The organism is Streptomyces sp. T12, from assembly GCF_028736035.1.
In the GTDB taxonomy this organism is placed as follows: domain Bacteria; phylum Actinomycetota; class Actinomycetes; order Streptomycetales; family Streptomycetaceae; genus Streptomyces.
Genome location: NZ_CP117866.1, coordinates 8,417,994 through 8,435,178, shown reverse-complemented (window position 1 = coordinate 8,435,178; position 17,185 = coordinate 8,417,994). Strand labels below are relative to the sequence as shown.

Below are 17,185 nucleotides of genomic sequence, written 5' to 3'. Positions count from 1 at the left end.
CTGCCGATGGTAAGGCCGGACCAGGTCAGGCCAGACCGGGTCAGGCCAGACCGGCCGACTTCAGCCAGGCCTTGGCCACGTCCAGCGGGTCCTTGTTCTCCAACTGGACCTGGGAGTCCAGGTCAAGGAGCATCTTGGTGTCCAGCTTGGCCGAGACCGCGTTGAGCGCGGCGACGCCCTCCTTGGAGACGCCGCTCTTGTAGACCAGCGGGGTCACGTTGGCGAAGCCGAAGAGGTTCTTCGGGTCCTTCAGGACGACGAAGCCCTCCTTGGCGATGGTCGGGTCCGTGGTGAAGATGTCCGCGGCCTGGACGGTGTTCTTCGTCAGCGCCGCCTGGGTCAGCGGGCCGCCCGCGTCCAGCGCCTTGAAGGACTTGAACTTCAGGCCGTACTCGGACTCCAGGCCCTTCAGGCCCTGCTGCCGGGTCTGGAACTCGGGCGAACCGCCGATCACCAGGTCCGGGGCGATGTCCTTGAGGTCCTCGAGGCTGGACTCGGAGGTCAGCTTGTACTTCTTCGCCGTCTCGGCGTTGACGCTGACGGAGTCCTTGTTCTCGGCCGGCGAGGACTCCAGCAGCGTCAGCGTGGAGTCCAGCTTGGTCTTCACCGCGGCGTTCACGGCGTCGGCCGACTTCTGCTCCGCCTTCGCATCGAGGTAGGCGAGCAGCGAGCCGTTGTACTCCGGCAGGACCGTGACGGAGCCGTTCTTCAGCAGGCCGTAGGTCGTCTCGCGGCTGCCGATGTTGGGCTTGTAGGTGACCTTGACGCCCTTCGCCTTCAGGGCCTCGCCGTAGATGTCGGCGAGCAGGATGCTCTCGGCGAAGTTGTTCGAGCCGACGACCACGGTGTCGCCGCTCGCTCCGTCCTCGGCGAGCGGGTCGGACTTGTCGTCGGAGGAGGAACATCCCGCCAGCAGCGCCGCCGTGGCGGCGAGCGCGACGGCGGCCGCGCCGGGATGGTTCCTGAGGGACCTGCTGCGTGAGGCGGTGAAAGTCACGATTCCCGTTCCGGATTCAGGGGGTTGGGAGAGCTCTTCCACTGATCCAATCCAGCGGGTTCTCGGTCAGTCAAGTGCGGCCAGGTCACCGATTGGCCTCAAAAATCGGAAGGTAACGGGCAGTTGCGCGCTGATGTGAAGGCGGGACGGTTGGGGTGCAGGGGGTCGTAACGGATTCTTGACGTACAGTTCCGGTCACGGAGATCCAGGGGCGGTACCGTCCCCGCAGAAAGCCGTTTCATACTCGATCAACAACGGTCACGTGCGACCTTCGCGCGCCGTGTGACGCCGACGAAGGAGGCTGGGTGGCCACTCGTGAAGTGGGCGTGCCCCGTCCGCGTCGTATACGTGGCTTCGCCGACCGCTGGCCGTTCCGGCGCAAGCTCAACCTTCTGGTCGGTGTGCCCCTGACCGTGGTCGTGGCTCTCCTCGCCTACCTCATCGCCGACCAGACCGCGCAGTCGCGCAACGCCGCGGACGCCGCCCGGCTGGTCCGGGAGAGCGTCGAGGTCGCGACGCTGGTCGACCGGCTGGCCGCCGAGCACCAGCAGGCCGTCCTGCTCTCCGTACGGCACGAGGCCGCCGAGGGCGGTGCGCCCTCGCCCGCCGCCTACCGCACGGCGCAGTCCATGGTGAACGCCCAGGTCGAGCGCGTACGCGACGCGTTCGGGGACCGGCTTCCGGAGACCGAGGCGCAGGCCCTGAAGACGGTCGAGAGCCTGAGCAGCCTGCGCGAAACCGTCCAGCGGGGGTATCTGCCCGCCGCCAACATCGACCCCGCGTACACCCATGCCGCGCAGGGACTGATCGACGGCCTCGGGCTGGACCGCAACCCCGATCTCGCGACCACCTTCACCGGCAACCTGCTCGACTCACTCCTGCGCGCGGGCGCCGCGCACAGCGCCTTCGAGACCGGCGTGTTCTCCGCGTCGACGGGTGACTCCAACGCGCTCATCGAGTTCATCGGCGCGATCGGCGCCTACGACGAGTACACCCACCAGGCCGAACGCTTCGCCCGGTTCGCCACCGAGGCTCAGGCCCGCACGCTCGACGGAATCAAGTACACCCAAGCGCAGACCACCATCAGCCGGCAGTACGCCGAGCTGCAGATCGACCCGGGCGCGGTGCAGGCCGGGTCGCCCGCCGAGGTCCGCACGTCGCTCGCGGAGGCACTCGACTCCTACGGCGCCTACCGTGACCAGGCCAAGACCCGGCTGTCGATCACCACCTCGCTCATCGACGAGATCGCCGACCAGGCGGACAGCGCCTCCGAGACGGCGGCGTTGCGCGCGCTCCTGCTGCTGGGGCTCGCCCTGTTCGGCTTCGCCCTCTGGCTGGTCCTCGCGATGCTCGTGCGCCGCTCGGTGGTCCGCCCGGTGCAGGCCCTCACGGGTGCGGCACGGCAGGTCGCCGGGGTCGCCAAGCGCGAGCTGGCCCGGGTGGCCGACGACGACGCCGAGGACGACGGTCCGCCGCGGCTGCACGAGCTGCCGGTCATGGCGCGCGACGAGATCGGCGAACTCGCCGAGGCGTTCAACCAGGTGCAGACCACGGCGGTCGCGCTGCTGGAGCGGCAGGTGCTCAGCCGGCGCAACACGGCGGAGATGTTCGGCAACGTGGGCCGCAGGGTCAGCAACCTGACGACACGTCAGCTGTCTCTGATCGACGCGGTGGAGCGGGGCGAGACGGACCCCGCGCTCCTGGAGCGCCTCTACTCCATCGACCACATCGCGGTCCGGCTGCGCCGCAACGCCGACAGTCTGATGCTGCTCGCCGGCATCCACGAGGCGGTCCTCGACACCGGGCCCCTCGCGCTCACCAACGTCGTACGCGCCTCGCTCGGCCAGATCGAGGGCTACCAGCGGGTGGAACTGCGCGCACGGACCGAGGTCGTGGTGGAGCCGGAGGTCATCGGCGACCTGACGCTGATGGTGGCCGAACTCCTGGAGAACGCGGTGTCGTTCTCGCCGGAGGGCCGCCCCGTCGAGGTGACGGTGGCGGACGGCGAGCACGACAGCGCGGTGATCGTCGTCACCGACCACGGCCTGGGCATGAGCCCCGAACGCCTCGACGAGGAGAACGCCCGCCTCATCCGCCGCGAGCGACTGGACCTCGTACCGACCAAGGTCCTGGGCCTGTTCGTGGTCGGCACGCTGGCCCGCCGCTGGGAGATCGCGGTCACCCTGTCGCGCACACCGGGCGGCGGCCTGACGGCCGAGGTGACGGTGCCGTCGTCGCTGCTGGTGACGGGGAGCACCACGGGGTCCATGGCCACGGCGGCGCTGGCGGCGATCGCCGGCGGTACTGAGGCGGGGGCGACCGCGCAGCCCTCCTCCGGCGGGCCGAAGATGGACGGTGCCGGCCATGTGGCCGCGGCCACCGGCCCGGTGCCCGGCGCCGCCACCCTGTCGGCCCCTGCCTCCGGGCCCCGGCGGCCGGCCGCCGCACAGGCAGACGCCGTACCGGCGGGCGACGGCGCGGACGGCGATGGGCCGCGGCCTCTCCCCCGCCGGGTCTCCCAGCGGGGTGCCGCCCCGGGCGGTACGGCGCGGTCGGCGGCCCTGCCGGCGGACGGGAACACGGCACCCCTCTCCGGGTCCCAGCTGGACGAGGCACCCGCGGATCACGCCCGGGCCGACCAGCCGGACCCGTCCGTCGCCACGGCCCGGCCCGGCACGACGCCCGCGGCTCCCCCGGCCGCCGGTGAAGCCTCCGGTGAAGCCGCCGCCTCCCGCCCCCTGCGTCGCCGCGTCCGCGGTGCGACCCTGCGTACGACCGCCGCCTCCGCCCCGCAGGCGGCGCTGCGGCAGGCCGTGCGTACCGTGGACGCCGAGGCCGTGCGGACCGCGCTCGACGAGTTCGAGGCCGCTGTGGAACGCGCGCACCGCGACAGCCGACGCGGCGACACCACCGGCACCGCCAGGACCGCCGGCACCGGAGACCCCTCCGCCCCAGCCCCACACCCAACCCCCCCTACGCAAGACCAGAACGACCCCCCGGAAGGAGCGGAGCAGTGAGCACGTCGACAGGTGGCACCCCGGCGGGAGGCACCACACAGGCCGAACTGCAGGCCGCCGCAGCCGACTTCACCTGGCTGCTGAATCGCTTCGCGAAGGAGACGGCCGGTGTCGTGGACGCCATCGCCGTCTCGTCCGACGGCCTGCTCATCGCCGTCTCCGAACTGCGTGAGCACGCCGACTCCGAGCGGCTCGCCGCGATCGTCTCCGGCATCACCAGCCTGGCCGCCGGTGCCTCCGGCAACTACGGCCTCGGCGGCCTCAACAAGGTCATCATCGACCTGGAGGGCGGCCACGTCCTGGTCTCCGCGATCGGCAGCGGCGCCGTGCTCGGCGTGGTCACCGACAAGGAGGCCAAGCTGGGCAACATCGCCTACGAGATGACCGTGTTCGCCAACCGCGCCGGGTCCGCCCTCAGCCCGCAGCTCGTGCTGGAGCTGAAGAACAGCGTCGGCGCCGCGTCGGCCCGCTGACCGGGCCGGGAAGAGAGCCGGGAAGGACAAGGCACCCGGTCGAGGAGGACGGACAAGCCCATGGCGGACGGCATCCCACCGCCGGACCCTGACGGACCGGACCCTGACGGACCGGCCCCGGTCGGCCCCGCCCCCGCCGTACGGCCGTTCCTGGTCACCGCCGGCCGGGTGGCGGCCGACGCCGACGGCCGGTCGATGCCCGTCGAGACCCAGGTGGTGGCCACCACCGAGGGGATCGACGCGCTCGACCGGCTGGCCTTCGAGCAGCACGACATCGTCGCCGTATGCCGGCTGCCGCAGTCCATCGCGGAGATCGCGGCCCGGCTGCGGCTGCACCTCAACGTGGTGCGCGTCCTCGCCGAGGACCTGCGCGCCGCGGGGCAGTTGACGGTGCACGTGCCCGACTCCGGCATCGTCCACGACGCATCCGTACTGCGCAGGGTCATCGACGGCCTGCGCGCCATCCCCGACTCACGAGGGGTCACTCCGTGACGACGACTGAACCGGCCTCCCCCAGCCTCCGGCCGGGGGGACCCCCAGGCGCGCCAGCCGCGCAGGCGGCCACCGTACGACCGCCGCTGCCGGTCAAGATGGTGATCGCGGGCGGCTTCGGCGTGGGCAAGACCACCACCGTGGGCTCGATATCCGAGATCGAGCCGCTGACCACCGAGGCGGCCATCACGGAGGTCGCGGCGGGCGTGGACGACCTCAGCCACACACCGCGCAAGACCACGACCACCGTGGCCATGGACTTCGGCTGCATCACCATCGACCCCACCCTGAAGCTGTATCTGTTCGGCACACCGGGCCAGGAGCGGTTCGGCTTCATGTGGGACGACATCGTCGAGGGCGCGGTCGGCGGGCTGGTCATCGTCGACACCCGCCGGCTCGACGACTGCTACGCCGCCGTCGACTACTTCGAGCACAGGGCCATCCCCTTCGCGGTCGCCGTCAACGCCTTCGACGGCAAGGTCGAGCACACCCTGGACGAGGTCCGCTGGGCGCTCGACGTCACCGACGGCGTCCCGGTCGTCGTCTTCGACGCCCGCGAGCGCGGCTCGGTGCGGGACGCCCTCCTCGTCGTCCTGGAACTGGCGCTGGCGCGCACGGAGGGCTGACGGCGGACGCGGAATGCCCGTGCGCGCACGGGCGTTGGCATCAGCCATGAGCCTCGACGAGCGCACCATCACCAACCCGCACGCCCTGCACGACCCGACGCCGTTCGGCTACAGCCACGCCGTGTCGGCGCCCGGCGAACTCGTCTTCATCGGCGGCCAGTACGCCTCCGACCCCACCGGAGCACCCGTGCCCGGTGACTTCGCGGCCCAGGTGGACCTGGCCTTCGACCGGCTGCGGTCGGCACTGGAAGGCGTCGGCCTCGGCTATGAACACGTGGTCCGTCTCGGCACGTTCATCGTCGACCACGACCCCGGCAAACTGGAGGAACTCGGCAAGGCGCTGCACGCCCGCTTCGGCGACCGCCTGCCCGCCCAGACCCTGAGCGGCGTCGCCTCGCTCGCACTGCCCGGGATGCTGTTCGAGGTGGACGCGGTCGCCGTACGACCGTCCCCGTCCCGCTAGGAATTGTCAGACAGGCCCTACGGCCTGTCGTTCGGCCTCGCGACGTCGGCATGATCCAAACGGCAGGCCCTAGTTGTGCCTGCGCACCCCCGGCGACACCGCGAGCCGGCCCAGTACCCAGAACACCGCGAGCGTAGTCAGCGCCATGGCGGCGACGAGGGTGGCGCCGCCCACCACCTTCTCGTAGTTCCTCTGGTAGAGGCCGTCGATGATGTAGCGGCCGAGACCGCCGAAGCTGACGTACGCGGCGATGGTGGCCGTCGAGACGATCTGGATGGCCGCCGAGCGCAGGCCGCTGAGGATCAGCGGGAGGGCGACGGGCAGTTCGACCCGGAACAGGACCGCGGTCTCGGCCATGCCCATGCCGCGAGCGGCGTCCACCGGCGCGGGGTCGACGGAGCGCATCGCCTCGTAGGTGGTGACGAGGATGGGCGGGATGGCGAGCACGACCAGCGGGATCATGACGGGGGCCATGCCCAGGCCCAGCAGGATGAACATCAGCACCATCAGGCCGAAGCTGGGCAGCGCCCGGGCGGAGGTGGCGATGAGCGCGAGCGCGTTGCCGCCGCGCCCGGTGTGGCCCGTGAGCAGCCCGATCGGCAGTCCGACGGCGGCGGCGATGCCGAGGGCCAGCAGCGTGTACTCGATGTGCTCCCCGACCCGCGCCGGGATGCCGTCGTAGCCCTGCCAGTGGGTGTTGTCGCTGAAGAAGGAGTTGATGAAGTTCAGTACGTTCACCGGGCGGCCTCCTTCACGACGAGCGTGCGGGCGTTCTTGCGGGTGCCGCGCGGCATCCAGGGTGTCAGCAGCACGCGGAGGCCGATCAGCGCGGCGTCCACGAGCAGGGCGAGGACGGCCGTTCCCACCACGGAGAGCCAGATCAGGCGTGGCTGGTTGTAGATCAGGCCGCTGTTGAGCAGGTTGCCGAGGGCCCCCTCGTTGCCGATCAGCATGCCGACGCTGACGAGCGAGATGCTCGACACGGACGCCACCCGCAGTCCGGCGATGATCGCGGGCGCCGCGATCGGCAACTGCACCTGGACATAGCGCCGTACGGGCCCGAAGCCCATGGCGGTGGCGGCGGCCAGTGTCTCCTGGGGCACCGACCGCACACCGTCCACGATCGCCGGGACCAGCACCACCAGGCTGTAGACGGCCAACGGGATCATCACCGTGAGCTCGCTCAGACCGGTGTAGTCGATGAGGATGACGAAGAAGGCGAGCGAGGGAATCGCGTACAGCACGGTCGTCACCCACAGCACGGGCGCGTACAGCCAGCGCACCCGCACGCACAGCTGGGCGACGGGCAGGGCCACGAGCAGCCCGGCGAGCACCGGGACCAGTGCCTCGCGCAAGTGCAGGGCGACCAGTCCGAAGTAGCTGTTCTGCAGGTCGCTGGGCAGGTCGAAGAGTTCGCTCATGGCGCGACCTTCTGGACCTTGCCGTCCGCACCGGGCTTCGCGTCCGCGCCGCGCTCCACGTCCGCACCGCCCTCCGCGTGCGCACCCCGGATGGCCTCGCCGATGACCTGCTGCGAGACGACCCCGGCGACCCGGCCCGCGCCGTCCACGGCGACGGCCCAACCGGTCGGCGAGAGCACCGCGCAGTCGAGGGCGGCCCGCAGCGAGTCGGTGCCGGCCACGAACGGGCGGCCGTACGACAGCAGTCGGTCGGCCTCGATCTCCCCGGCGGTGAGCTCCTGCGGCTCGCTCCAGCCGAGGGGCTTGCCGTCCGGGTCGGTGACGAGGAGATAGGAGGGCTCGGCCGCCCCGGCGGCGGCGATCTGCTCGGCGGTGGCGTCGACGGCGATGATCGGGGCGGTCAGCAACTCCAGGCCCGCCGAGGGGAAGAAGGACAGCCGCCGGATGCCGCGGTCGGCGCCGAGGAAGTCCTCCACGAAGGCGTCGGCCGGGTGGGACAGCAGCTCGGCGGGCGGGGCGAACTGGGCGAGATGGCCGCCGGTACGCATCACGGCGACCATCGTGCCGAGCTTGACGGCCTCGTCGATGTCGTGGGTGACGAAGACGATGGTCTTGCCCAACTCCCCCTGGATACGCAGGAGTTCGTCCTGCAATCCCTTGCGCACGACCGGGTCGACGGCCGAGAACGGCTCGTCCATCAGCAGCACCGGCGGATCCGCCGCGAGCGCCCGCGCCACGCCGACGCGCTGCTGCTGGCCCCCGGAGAGCTGGTACGGGTACCGCTTGGCGAGCGCCCCGTCGAGCCCCACCCGCTCCATCAGCTCCCGCGCCCGCGCCCGGGACTTCTCCTTGCCCCAGCCGAGCATGCGGGGCACGGTGGCGATGTTGTCGAGGATCGTGCGGTGCTGGAAGAGACCGGCGTTCTGGATGACGTAACCCATGGACCGGCGCAGCGTGTTGACCGGCTGCTGCTGGATGTCCTTGCCGTCGAGGAGGATGGTGCCCTCGCTGGGCTCGACCATCCGGTTGATCATGCGCAGGGTGGTGGTCTTCCCACAGCCCGACGGTCCGACGAGGACGGTGATCGAGCGGTCGGGGATCTCCAGCGAGAGGCGGTCGACCGCCACCGTGCCGTCCGGGTATCGCTTGGTGACTGAATCTATCCGTATCAAAACGCCGAATACCCTTCGGGTGTGAGGCCGTCCGGCAGAGTCTAGACCTCTTGTGTTTCGGGCCTTCGCGGGTCGGTTCCTTGGCGCTGGTCAGCACTGTTCTGTGCGCACCCTGTGAGTCCGCTGATTCTCACCCTTCCCTCAGAACGGCTTCAGCGATCCCCCAGAAGCGGCCTCGATCGTCAGCGGCATGACGACCCTCGCCCCACCCCCACCCCCAGCGCCCGTCCAGGACGGCGAGCCCCGGCACCGCGCCGAACCGCCGGCCGGCGGCGGCCTCGCCGCCCGTGCGCGCAGGCTGCTGACCGGCGCCCCCGAGGACCCGCGCTGGGCCCGCCCCGCCCTGTGGGCGATCCTGGTCCTGGCCACGGCGCTGTACGCCTGGAACCTCTCCTCCGTCACCGGCAACACCTTCTACAACGCGGCCGTCTACAGCGGCACCAAGAGCTGGAAGGCGTTCTTCTTCGGCGCGCTGGACGCCGGCAGCTTCATCACCGTCGACAAACCGCCGTTCGCGCTGTGGGTGATGGGCCTGTCGGCCCGCGTCCTCGGCTACGGCACCTGGCAGTTGATGCTGCCGATGGTGGCGGTCGGCACGGGCTCGGTGGCCCTGCTGTACCGCATGGTGAAGCGGGACTTCGGCGTGGTGGCGGGCACGATCGCCGCCCTCGCGCTGACCCTCACCCCGATCACGGTCGCCATCAACCGCGACACCAACCCCGACCCGATCCTGGTCTTCCTGATGCTGCTCGGCGCGGCCGCGCTGATGAAGGCCGTGCGTACCGGGCGGCTGATGCCGCTGGTGTGGTCGGGCGTCGCGATCGGCTTCGCGTTCAACACGAAGATGATGCAGGCGTACGTCGTCCTGCCCGCGTTCTTCCTGGTCTACCTGTGGGCCGCCCGGGTCGGCCTCGGCCGGCGCATCCGCAACCTGGCCGTCGGCACGGTGGCCCTGGTCGCCTCCAGCGCCTGGTGGATGGTGGTCGTCGACCTGATCCCGGCGTCCTCGCGCCCCTACATCGGCGGTTCGACGGACAACACGGTCTGGGACCTGGTCATCGGCTACAACGGCTTCGGCCGTATCTTCGGGGCTGGTTCGTCGGTGGGTTCGCAGGGCAACGGGGCGAGCTTCGGCGGTGAGGCCGGGCTGTACCGGATGGTCAACGAGATCATGGGCGGCCAGATCTCCTGGCTGATCCCCTTCGCCCTCATCGCCCTGGTCGGCGGACTCGTGCTGCGCGGGCGGGCGCCCCGGACCGACGGCAAGCGTGCGGCGCTCATGCTGTGGGGCGGCTGGTTCGTGCTGCACTACCTGACGTTCGCCCTCGCCGAGGGCACCTTCCACCCGTACTACGTCACCGCGATGGCGCCGGGGATCGCGGCCCTGGCCGGTATCGGTGCCGTGATGCTGTACCGGGCGTTCGTCGAGGGTTCGGCGGCGATGGGGGTCCCCCCGCTCGAGCGAAGCCGAGAGTGGGGGAGGGGCTGGGTGCTGCCGGGTGCGGTGGCGGCGAGCGCGGTGTGGGCGGTCGTCCTGCTTCAGCGGGTCTCCGGCTCCGGGACGCTGTACACGGTCGCCGAGGTCGTGGTCGGCGTGGCGGGCGCGGTGGCCGTACTCGGGCTGCTGGTCGGGCGGTTCGCCAAGCGGCGGCGGCTGATCGGGCTCGCGTCGCTGGCGGCGCTCGTGGCCCTGCTGGCCGGTCCTGCCGCGTACTCGGTGTCGGCGGCGACGACCGCGAGCGGCAACGGCACCAACCCGACGGCCGGGCCGAACACCGGTGGTGGCATGGGCGGTGGCGGCGGTATGGGTGGCGGCCAACGTCCGAGCGGGTCCAGCAGCTCCAGCGGCCAGGCCATGGGGCAGCCACCGGCCGGCACCGGAAGCGCCGGCGACACCGAGGGCGCCGGCCAGTCGCAGACCGGCCGAACCGCCGGAGGCATGGGCGGCACCCAGGTCAGCTCCGAGATGATCTCGTACCTGAAGAAGAACCAGGACGGCGCCGCCTGGCTGGTCGCGGTGGCCACCGACCAGACCGCCTCCTCGATCATCCTGGAGTCCGGTGAGCCGGTGATCTCCATGGGCGGCTGGTCCGGCACGGACGACGCGATGACTCTCGCCAAGCTCAAGAGCCTGGTGAAGGCGGGCGAGTTGCACTACATCGTGATCAGCGACAGCGGGCAGGGCTCCTCGAACTCCGAGATCTCGACCTGGGTCAAGAAGAACGGCACGGCGGTCAGCGACTACAGCGGGCTGTACCGCCTGGACGCCTCCGACGTCGCCTGACAGGACGTCACTCGGGCACCGAGGCCAGCAGTTCCGCCAGCCGCGGGGAGACCTCGGTGCTCGTGGCCACCTGCACCGCCTCGCCGTCCTTCCACCAGTGCACGCCGGAGATCGCGGTGAAGGAAGGTTCGGTGTCGGTGCCCGGGGTGAACTTCCGCATTCCCGCCACGATGGCCTGGGCCCACACTCGTCGAACGATCCTGTGGTACATGAAGAGGCCGGGCTCTGCGAGGATTCCCACCAGCACCCCGTGCTGGGCCGGCCCTCCGAGCCGCTCGCCGAGCCGGTGGAGCGGCCACCGGGTCAGCTCGCCGATCCGCAGCAGATGCCCCATGCCGAAGCGGTCCTCTCCCCTGGCATGGACGAACTCCGGTACGCCGCCCTCCGTGCCGGTGGTGAGGTGGATGGGTTCGGCGCGCACATGGTCGAGGGCGGCCTCCCACCACGCACCGGGATCCGCGCCGACCGCCCGCGCCTCGCTCGCCGTGACCGGTCGCGTTCCCTCGGGTGCCCGTACGCACAGAAGCGCCGTCACTCCGTCCGACCACCTCCGCACGAGCAGGTCACTGAGGTCTCGGTCCTCCTTGACGGGCAGCAGGAGCGGCATCAGGAGCAGACGCAGCCGCTCTTCCTCCGTCTTCGCACGCAGGACCAGGGGGGTGCGCCGGGCCTGGAACTCGAACTCCCGCCTGATGGCCTTGACCCAGGTCTTGTACTCCCAGGTGCAGGAGTCACGCAGCAAGGGGCCGACGTGGAGGTCGATCTTGGGCCGCGTGAAGGTCCCGGTCAGCGGGATGCGGCCGGTGCGGCGCCACAGGGTGTACTCGCCGCGGCCGTACTCCCACAGCACCCGCTGCAGACAGCGGGCGCCCAGCTGCCACTCCTCGTTGTCCAGATCGCCCAACTCCGCGTACCACTCCGGTACCCGCCCCCGCTTGAACCGCTTCATGTACCGCTCCCCCGGCTGCGCGGCCCCATGAGGCCGGCGACGGCACTCGCATGTCCCTCAAGACATGATGCCGTCGCCGCTCGCGTCGCGTCAGCCGGTGGAACCGGCCCCTTTTACGCCGTTTTACGCCGCCCGCGCCTCCGCCCGAGCCACCGGGAACCCCTCCGTACGGAAGACCCGCCGCTCGGCGTCCACCGCGAACACCTCGCAGCCCGCCCGCGAGGCGGCCCACTCGACGCCCTCCGCGCCCATGGCGAAGGCCGCCGTGGCCACCGTGTCCGCCACGGTCAGGGAGGACGCCACGACGGAGAGGGACAGCAGCCCCGTCGCCGGACGCCCGGTCCGCCCGTCGATGATGTGGTCGCCGCGCTCATAGCGGGCGGACGTCGCGATGGCGCCGTCCGTCAGCTCGGCCACTGTGCACACCTTGTCGGCCTGCTCGGGATGCCGTACCCCCACCCGCCAGGGCCCGCCGGAAGCGACCACGTCGCCACCGGCGTTGAGGACGAAGCGCCGCGCTCCCGCCGCCTTCAGCAGCTCGGCCGCCCGCTGCACGGACCAGCCCTTCACCACCGCGCACGGATCCAGCCCGCGCCCCGGCAGCCGTACGTCGAAGGCGCCGCCGGTGGCAAGTCGGTACTCCTCGCACAACTCCAGCACCTCGTCGAGGTCCGCGCTGACGTCACCCCGCGCGATCTCGTCCCGGTCCAGCCGGCACACCTCGCTGTCGGCCTTGAACGGGCTGAACCGGGCATCGACCTCGCGCAGCCAGGCGAACACGGCGTCCGCGGTCTGCGTCCCGCGTTCGTCGAAGCGCTCGTCGTCGACCCGCAGCGAGACCGGGAACCCCATGACGTGTTCGACTCGGTGCATGATCAGCCCTTCGCGTCGATCGCGGCCTGGAGGGACTCCCTGTAGCCGTCACTGGTGATCGTCGCGCCCGACACGGTGTCGATGTCCGCGCTCTGCGCCTGAAGGGTCTCCGCGATCAGCTTCGGCACCGCCGCCGTCGTCTGCGGGTGGTTCGGCTGCTGCAGCATCTTCACCGACGCGATCTTGTCGCCCTCGAAGGTCACCTGGACCTGCACGGGGCCCTTGTCGGTGTTCACCGTCGAGCCGTCGACCGACTGCGACTGCGACTGCGCGGCGGCGGACTCCGAGGCCGAGGGGGAGGCGGCGGAGGAGGACGCGGACTCCGTGTTCGCGTCGATCGCGGCCTGGAGGGACTCCCTGTAGCCGTCACTGGTGATCGTCGCGCCCGACACGGTGTCGATGTCCGCGCTCTGCGCCTGAAGGGTCTCCGCGATCAGCTTCGGCACCGCCGCCGTCGTCTGCGGGTGGTTCGGCTGCTGGAGCATCTTCACAGCCGTGATCTTGGAACCCTGGAAGGTCACCTGGACCTGCACGGGGCCCTTGTCGGTCTGCACGGTCGAGCCCTTGACGACCGTGCTGCCGGAACCCGAACCCGATGCGACGGAGGACGACACCGAGGGCGTCGAGGCCGGTGTGGCGGCTTCCGTGGAGGCCGTGCCGAGGGACGGCTCGTAGAGCCAGACCGGGACCAGGCCCGCGACGCTCAGGACCAGGACAGGTATTGCTCGCTTCACGATGTCTTTCCCGTCCTTCTCAGCCTGCCAGGCTGAAACGCTCGAAGTGGACCTGCTGCTTGGGCACGCCCAGCTCGCGCAGGCTGCCGATCACCGCGTTCATCATGGGCGGCGGGCCGCACAGGAAGACGTCCCGGTCGGTGATGTCCGGAACCAGGCGCGCCAGCTCGGCGGGGGCCAGCTTGTCGGGGACGGGCGGGCCGGTCACCAGGTGCAGCTCGGCACCCTTGATGTGGGCGAGCTCCACCAGCTCGCCGTACAGGACCGCGTCCCGGTCCGTGGCGACCCGGTAGATCACGACCGCGTGGCCGTGCAGCTCCTCCAGCAGCGCCCGGATGGGGGTGACGCCGACGCCGCCGGCGATGAGCACGGCCTCCGGCCGGGTGCGGTGCATCGTGGTGAAGGCGCCGTAGGGGCCCTCGGCGAAGACGCGCGTGCCGACCTTGATGTGCCTCAGGCCCGCCGAGCCGGCGCCGGCCGCCTTGGCGGTGAGCCGCAGCTGGTTGCCGTCGGGCGCGGCCGACAGGGAGAAGGGGTTGGCCTGCCACCAGCGGTCCTTCGTCAGGAACCGCCACAGGAAGAACTGGCCGGCCCGCGCGGGCAGCTTGTCCAGGTCGCGGCCGGTGACGTAGACGGAGACCACGTTGTCGGACTCGGCGACGACGGCGGAGACGCGCAGCTGGTGGCGCCAGTTCCGCCACAGCGGCAGGACCAGCCGGCCGACGAAGACCGAGGCGAGGGCGACGCCCCACACCGCGTACCAGTACGCCGTGGCGGCCGAGGAGGAGGTGAAGGACGTACCGACCGCGACCTGGTGGGTGAATGCCAGGACCACCGCGACGTAGGTGTACAGGTGGATGAAGTGCCACGTCTCGTACGCCAGCTTGCGTCGCGCGAACCGGGCCGAGACGACGCCGATCACGATGATGATCCCCAGCGCGACGACGGCGCGCAGCACGCCCTCGATCGTCTCGGCGAGATCGATCAGCTGGTTGACCGGGTCCAGGGAGGACGACTCGGCGTAGCCGAAGGTGATGAACACGGCGTGCGCGAGGAGGGCCCACAGGACGCTGAAGCCGGTCCAGCGGTGCCAGGAGGTCAGCCGGTCCATGCCGATCCGGCGGTCGAGCCAGGGCAGCCGGGCCACCAGCAGCAGCTGGAAGGCCATGAGGAGCGCGCCGAACAGGCCGGTCAGCCGGCCGAGCACGATGAGCGTGTTCGAGGCGAAGCCTGCGGCGAAGAAGAAGTAGAGGACCACGGCCACGTTCGCGGCCAGCACGGCGTACAGACCCGTGCGGGCGACCACCCTGGGGCGTATCGCCGTGGGGGGCGCAGGGGGCGATTGGACGGTCGTCACGGGCGACAGCTCCTTGATCTCGTCTGTGGATACCGAGCTTGTCCGGCAGCAGCTGTCGAAAAGCTGTCGTACTTCTTTCAACTGGTTATCGATGTGGTCGCGGCGCCCGCCCCGCCGCCGAGGACCGGTGCCGGGTGCCGCACTATGAACGGGTGGAGAAAGTACGCCTTCTCGTCGTGGACGACGACCCGCCCATCGCCGACCTCGTCGCGACGGTCGCCCGGTACGAGGGCTGGGAGGCGGTCACCGCGAACTCCGGTGAGGAGGCGCTGCGGCTGGCCGCCGAGTTCCACCCCGACATCGTGGTGCTGGACCTGATGCTGCCCGACCTGGACGGCTTCGGCGTCCTGGACCGGCTGCGCGGCGCGGGGACGATGGTGCCCGTGGTGTTCCTCACCGCCCGCGACGGGGTCGCCGACCGGGTGGCCGGACTGACCCGGGGCGGCGACGACTACCTGGTCAAACCGTTCGCGGTGGAGGAGCTGATGGCCCGGCTGCGGACCGTGCTGCGGCGCAGTGCGGGACCGGGCTTCCAGCGTTCCGTCCTTCGGGTGGCCGACCTGATGATGGACGAGGACACCCGCGAGGTGCGCCGCGGCGACAAACTGCTCACCCTCACGCCGACCGAGTACGAGGTGCTGCGCTATCTGATGCGCAAGTCACCGACCGTGCTGACCAAGGCGCAGATCCTCGACCATGTGTGGGAGTACGGCTTCGGCGGCCGCTCCAACGTCGTCGAGCTGGTCGTCAGCCGGCTGCGCCGCAAGCTCGACGAACCCGACGACACCGACGGCGACGACGGCAGGGCGCCGCTGATCCACACCGTGCGCGGCTTCGGGTACGTCATCCGGCAGGCGGCCGAGTGATCGGGCGGCTGCTGCGGGCGTACCGCGCGATGCGGCTCGGGACCCGGCTGGCGCTGGGTCTCGGCGTGCTGTCCCTGGTCGTGTTCGGCGTCGTCGGCACCGCCCTGACGACGTACATGCGGGACTACCTGTCGGCCCAGCTGGACACGCAGCTCGCGCAGGGCCAGATCGCCCAGTCCAAGAGCATCGCGGACTACGGCACGCTCTCGGGCAAGAAGTACTACAGCTGGTTCTACGCCGTGTACGACGTGGGGGACGGCACGCCCGAGCTCCGCAGGCCCGAGGACCCCGCCGACCTGCCGGAGGACGTGGACGACTTCACTTCCCTCGCCCAGGCACAGACCACCGCTCACACGGAGCTGGTGCGCACCGAGCACCTGCGGGACAAGGGCGAGTACCGGCTGCGCGCCTGCGAGGTCGAGCCCGGCGTGGTGCTGGTCAGCGCCGCGCCCATGGAGGACATCGAGGACACCGTGGGCCAGCTGATCACCATCCAGGTGGTCACCTTCGGGCTGGCGCTGCTGGCCCTCGTCGTCTTCGGGCGGGGGATGCTGCGGCGGGGCCTCAAGCCGCTGAGCGACATGGCGCACACCGCCCGCGGCATCACCTCGCACGATCTGACGGACTCGGCACGGCTGCCGGTGCGGCACGACGGGCGCAGTGGCGGGCCCGAGGTCGAGGAGCTGCGTACCGCGTTCAACACGATGCTGGAGCACATCGACGACTGCCTCGCGGTACGGGCGGAGGCGGAACAGCGCCTGCGCCGCTTCGTGGCGGACGCCTCGCACGAGCTGCGCACCCCGCTGATGTCGGTACGGGGCTACGCCGACCTCTTCCAGTACGCGGCCGCCAACGCCCCCGAGGAGCGGGAGAAGCACCTGGCCCGGCTGCGCGCCGAGGCCGCCCGCATGGGCTTCCTGCTCGACGACCTGCTGCTGCTCGCCCGCCTGGACGCCGCGGAGGTCGAGACTCCGCTGCGCCCGCAGGAGGCGGACCTGGTGGAGCTGGTCGAGCAGGCGGCGGACGCGTTCCGGGTCACGCACGCCGACCACCCGCTGACGGTGGCCCCCGGCCCCGGTTCCCTCAGGCTCCGTCTGGACCCCCAGCGCGTCCGCCAGGTCCTGGACAACCTCCTCACCAACGCGGCGATGCACACCCCGTCCGGCACCCCGGTCTCCGTGGCCGTCTCGGTCGCCAACGGCACGGCCCAGGTCCGCGTCGCCGACGCCGGCCCCGGCATCCCGCCCGCCGACCGGGAACGCGTCTTCGACCGCTTCTACCGCGTCGACAAGGCCCGCAGCCGCGACCGCGGCGGCAGCGGCCTGGGCCTGGCGGTGGCCCAGTCCCTGATCCACGCCCACGGCGGCCGGATCGACCTGACCAGCGAGCCGGGGGCGACGGTGTTCACGGTGACGATCCCGCTCACGCTCGGACGTCTTACGGACCCGTGACATGACCGGC

At 71.0% G+C, this 17,185-nt stretch carries 15 protein-coding genes and 1 pseudogene; 8 read left to right on the top strand and 8 right to left on the bottom strand.

Annotated features, from left to right (window positions below):
• Positions 1 to 40: 40 nt before the first annotated feature.
• On the bottom strand, positions 41 to 997 hold the full coding sequence (locus PBV52_RS37845) for an ABC transporter substrate-binding protein (protein ID WP_274244882.1): 957 nt from the start codon (positions 995 to 997) through the stop codon (positions 41 to 43).
• Positions 998 to 1,302: 305 nt separating this feature from the next.
• Here PBV52_RS37845 and PBV52_RS37840 point away from each other — a divergent pair, with 305 nt between their 5' ends.
• The 5 genes and pseudogenes from PBV52_RS37840 (at position 1,303) to PBV52_RS37820 (ending at position 6,068) form a co-directional block, all read left to right on the top strand.
• Positions 1,303 to 4,014, top strand: coding sequence for an ATP-binding protein (locus PBV52_RS37840; protein ID WP_274244881.1), 2,712 nt, complete (start codon positions 1,303 to 1,305; stop codon positions 4,012 to 4,014).
• Positions 4,011 to 4,487, top strand: coding sequence for a roadblock/LC7 domain-containing protein (locus PBV52_RS37835; protein WP_274244879.1), 477 nt, complete (start codon positions 4,011 to 4,013; stop codon positions 4,485 to 4,487). The genes PBV52_RS37840 and PBV52_RS37835 overlap by 4 nt, the downstream gene beginning before the upstream one ends.
• Positions 4,488 to 4,547: 60 nt before the next feature.
• A pseudogene (locus PBV52_RS37830) lies at positions 4,548 to 4,989 on the top strand (DUF742 domain-containing protein).
• Positions 4,976 to 5,605 (top strand): ATP/GTP-binding protein, encoded by a 630-nt coding sequence (locus PBV52_RS37825; protein ID WP_373921957.1) that lies wholly within the window; start codon positions 4,976 to 4,978, stop codon positions 5,603 to 5,605. Before PBV52_RS37830 ends, PBV52_RS37825 begins: the two are co-directional and overlap by 14 nt.
• A 46-nt stretch (positions 5,606 to 5,651) precedes the next feature.
• Positions 5,652 to 6,068, top strand: coding sequence for a RidA family protein (locus PBV52_RS37820; RefSeq protein ID WP_274244875.1), 417 nt, complete (start codon positions 5,652 to 5,654; stop codon positions 6,066 to 6,068).
• Between the two features lie 69 nt (positions 6,069 to 6,137).
• On the opposite strand, the gene PBV52_RS37815 is transcribed toward PBV52_RS37820, so the two are convergent.
• From PBV52_RS37815 to PBV52_RS37805, 3 genes are read right to left on the bottom strand one after another with little or no spacing between them, the layout of a single operon-like run.
• Positions 6,138 to 6,806 (bottom strand): ABC transporter permease, encoded by a 669-nt coding sequence (locus PBV52_RS37815; RefSeq protein ID WP_274244873.1) that lies wholly within the window; start codon positions 6,804 to 6,806, stop codon positions 6,138 to 6,140.
• Positions 6,803 to 7,489, bottom strand: coding sequence for an ABC transporter permease (locus PBV52_RS37810; RefSeq protein ID WP_274244871.1), 687 nt, complete (start codon positions 7,487 to 7,489; stop codon positions 6,803 to 6,805). The genes PBV52_RS37815 and PBV52_RS37810 overlap by 4 nt, the downstream gene beginning before the upstream one ends.
• A complete protein-coding gene (locus tag PBV52_RS37805) occupies positions 7,486 to 8,661 on the bottom strand; it encodes an ABC transporter ATP-binding protein (RefSeq protein WP_274244869.1) in 1,176 nt (391 codons plus the stop codon). Before PBV52_RS37805 ends, PBV52_RS37810 begins: the two co-directional genes overlap by 4 nt.
• A gap of 190 nt (positions 8,662 to 8,851) precedes the next feature.
• Between PBV52_RS37805 and PBV52_RS37800 the strand changes: the two genes are divergently transcribed.
• The gene (locus PBV52_RS37800; RefSeq protein WP_274244867.1) at positions 8,852 to 10,945 is read left to right on the top strand and encodes a glycosyltransferase family 39 protein; all 2,094 of its coding nucleotides are present in this window, start codon (positions 8,852 to 8,854) and stop codon (positions 10,943 to 10,945) included.
• 7 nt (positions 10,946 to 10,952) lie between these two features.
• Here PBV52_RS37800 and PBV52_RS37795 read toward each other — a convergent pair whose 3' ends face one another.
• The 4 genes from PBV52_RS37795 to PBV52_RS37780 form a co-directional block, all read right to left on the bottom strand.
• Positions 10,953 to 11,894, bottom strand: coding sequence for a hypothetical protein (locus PBV52_RS37795; protein WP_274244865.1), 942 nt, complete (start codon positions 11,892 to 11,894; stop codon positions 10,953 to 10,955).
• A 123-nt stretch (positions 11,895 to 12,017) separates the two neighbouring features.
• Positions 12,018 to 12,767, bottom strand: a complete 750-nt coding sequence (locus PBV52_RS37790; RefSeq protein WP_274244862.1) for an FAD:protein FMN transferase — start codon at positions 12,765 to 12,767, stop codon at positions 12,018 to 12,020.
• A gap of 2 nt (positions 12,768 to 12,769) precedes the next feature.
• Positions 12,770 to 13,501, bottom strand: coding sequence for an FMN-binding protein (locus PBV52_RS37785; RefSeq protein WP_274244860.1), 732 nt, complete (start codon positions 13,499 to 13,501; stop codon positions 12,770 to 12,772).
• Positions 13,502 to 13,520: 19 nt separating this feature from the next.
• A complete protein-coding gene (locus PBV52_RS37780) occupies positions 13,521 to 14,858 on the bottom strand; it encodes a ferredoxin reductase family protein (protein ID WP_274244859.1) in 1,338 nt (445 codons plus the stop codon).
• 152 nt (positions 14,859 to 15,010) lie between these two features.
• Here PBV52_RS37780 and PBV52_RS37775 point away from each other — a divergent pair, with 152 nt between their 5' ends.
• On the top strand, positions 15,011 to 15,724 hold the full coding sequence (locus tag PBV52_RS37775) for a response regulator transcription factor (protein ID WP_274244856.1): 714 nt from the start codon (positions 15,011 to 15,013) through the stop codon (positions 15,722 to 15,724).
• On the top strand, positions 15,721 to 17,175 hold the full coding sequence (locus PBV52_RS37770; RefSeq protein WP_274244854.1) for a cell wall metabolism sensor histidine kinase WalK: 1,455 nt from the start codon (positions 15,721 to 15,723) through the stop codon (positions 17,173 to 17,175). Before PBV52_RS37775 ends, PBV52_RS37770 begins: the two co-directional genes overlap by 4 nt.
• Positions 17,176 to 17,185: the final 10 nt, after the last annotated feature.

Coding starts and splice junctions, on each gene's coding strand:
- PBV52_RS37810 (WP_274244871.1), bottom strand. CDS start 7,489: ATGAGCGAACTCTTCGACCTGCCCAGCGACCTGCAGAACAGCTACTTC.
- PBV52_RS37795 (WP_274244865.1), bottom strand. CDS start 11,894: ATGAAGCGGTTCAAGCGGGGGCGGGTACCGGAGTGGTACGCGGAGTTG.
- PBV52_RS37820 (WP_274244875.1), top strand. CDS start 5,652: ATGAGCCTCGACGAGCGCACCATCACCAACCCGCACGCCCTGCACGAC.
- PBV52_RS37800 (WP_274244867.1), top strand. CDS start 8,852: ATGACGACCCTCGCCCCACCCCCACCCCCAGCGCCCGTCCAGGACGGC.
- PBV52_RS37790 (WP_274244862.1), bottom strand. CDS start 12,767: ATGCACCGAGTCGAACACGTCATGGGGTTCCCGGTCTCGCTGCGGGTC.